The organism is Effusibacillus pohliae DSM 22757 (genome assembly GCF_000376225.1).
GTDB lineage: Bacteria > Bacillota > Bacilli > Tumebacillales > Effusibacillaceae > Effusibacillus > Effusibacillus pohliae.
This window is the reverse complement of record NZ_AQXL01000030.1, coordinates 1-1,925: the sequence shown is the minus strand read 5'-3', so window position 1 is coordinate 1,925 and position 1,925 is coordinate 1. Positions and strand designations below refer to the sequence as shown.

Genomic DNA, 1,925 nt, shown 5'->3' with positions numbered 1-1,925 from the left:
AGTCGCCACCAGCACACGGGTCGCATCGTGATGGGTTTTGTTTCTGTCAATAGCACGGCTTGCATCGTACGATTCGGCGACCGCCAAGTCACCAATGTAGTACGTCCGGCCATCAATCTGCACCGCCATCTCATCGAGCCCGCGCCCGGAACCGAAGAGTCCCGCAAATTGCCGCTCCTTCCCGCTACCGACAACCGACGGGAACGTTTGGACCGTCCGACCGTCGCTGGTGACTTTCACGTAGCCATATCCAAGATCAAGTCCCATAATCATTTTGCATTTGCTCCTTTCATTTGCTTCTTTGGCATCCAGAAACCGTTAGGTTCTTTTGATCGATTTTAATCTCTGAAACTATCACAATCGGCCCAAGCTTTGGTTGGACTTTTCGAAACTGATTCCCCCGGAACCATGCCTCGCGCACGCCTGCCGCTTGTACCACCTGCTGCATGCCCGAATCATACTTGATCCTCCATCGCCTCATTCGCTCTCCGTCCTTTATTACTCCTCGCAAGCTCGGATGTGGGCTTATTTTGTTTTTACCTGACTTGTGTTTATCCCGATTTCCGCCAATATTTTTTCGCATTCGACCTGGTTTAGCTGGGTGATCGGTTTTTCAACACCGAGAATCTGTTGAACCAGTATCCTGATTTCCTTGCCCTTGAACCGATGGAACGACAGAGCCTTGATGACCTCAATCCGCAAATCATTGACTCGAGCGCTCATCGCCTTTGCACTTCCTCGGCCAGCTTCCGGACTGCCGCCATGATCTTTTCCCGCGTTTTCGGACCGATTCGCCTAGTTCGGTTCAAAGCCGCTTCCCAAGAGTCGCACGCTTGGTGGAAGCCCTTTGCATATGCTTCTTCCCGCAACCGTTCCATCTTCTTATGCAATCCCATAGCATCCCACCCCCTACGAGATCAGCCGCCATCCTTTCCGGATGCGGGCTTTCAGCTCGTACCGCCTCAACGGCTCGTAAAGATTGACGTCTCGTCCGTTTTCTTTTCTCCTGAGCAAGTACCACCGCATTTTTGCCATGAAACCACCGCCCCAAGATAGTCCAACGCAATCCCCCGATTCGGTTCCACGCGGTAACATGAAAGACGAATCTCTTGGTACGGAATGCTCTGGCGTCCCCCTCGCATCCGGCCAATCCACCATTTCTCCAATTCCCGGAACTGCATCGCGTACACTTCCCGCAACACCGCGAATTCGATCAGCAGGAACGCAATCCCGCCGTTATCTTGCCAACGCCGCAGGAAATCAACCTGATGCGGTTCCACCTGATCCAGCTCGAACCTTGTCCGCTCCCGCGTCGATTTCGCGTCAAACGCGATCGGGCGACCGTTGAACACGCCGACAAAATCCACGGTCGACTTTTTCTCCGGGAAGGCCGAAACGATCTGTTTGCCGCGCCGGATGACCTTCCACGGTGTCGGGACTTTTTGGATGATAGCCCAGCCCTTCGACAGGTACTGCGCGTTTGCGAATTCGATGAGCTGTTCAAAGTCCATTCCCCTGTTTGCTTGACTGATTGGCAACGGCTAGACCTCCTTCTCATATCCGCAGGTCTTGCAAGTCCGAATGAATACGTGGTTTTCAATCCTGAGCCGGAAACTGCCGTGACCACACTTGCCGCAAGTTCCCGGACGTTCTTCCGCGAGTTCATTTCCGGTTCGAATTAAGCCGAATCCCAAGTGCTTCCGCCGTCCGGTCCATTTCCCTGCCATCTTCCCACCACGTCCCTAGTCAAACCGACAACATGAACACCGCAAGCATGTAACACAGCGCTAGACATCCCGCTGCCGTCCAGCGCCGGCCGCAATCCCAAAAACCAACGTCATGAAGACGGACACCAGCATCAAAATTCCAAAAATCAGGCTCCATAGCACCGTGATCCCCCCAATTCACGGATGAAAGGCAGCAAT

General features: G+C 53.6%; 4 protein-coding genes. All 4 read right to left on the bottom strand.

All coding sequences use genetic code 11. From position 1 onward, the window contains the following. The coding region (locus C230_RS18870; RefSeq protein WP_040392384.1) for a ParM/StbA family protein at positions 1-273 on the bottom strand (273 nt) is incomplete at its 3' end. Between the two features lie 252 nt (positions 274-525). Then, positions 526-723, bottom strand: coding sequence for a hypothetical protein (locus C230_RS0100400; RefSeq protein ID WP_018130126.1), 198 nt, complete (start codon positions 721-723; stop codon positions 526-528). Then, positions 720-896 (bottom strand): hypothetical protein, encoded by a 177-nt coding sequence (locus tag C230_RS22795; protein ID WP_018130125.1) that lies wholly within the window; start codon positions 894-896, stop codon positions 720-722. Before C230_RS22795 ends, C230_RS0100400 begins: the two co-directional genes overlap by 4 nt. Before the next feature lie 66 nt (positions 897-962). Beyond that, positions 963-1,538, bottom strand: a complete 576-nt coding sequence (locus C230_RS0100390) for a Holliday junction resolvase RecU (protein ID WP_018130124.1) — start codon at positions 1,536-1,538, stop codon at positions 963-965. Positions 1,539-1,925 lie beyond the last annotated feature (387 nt).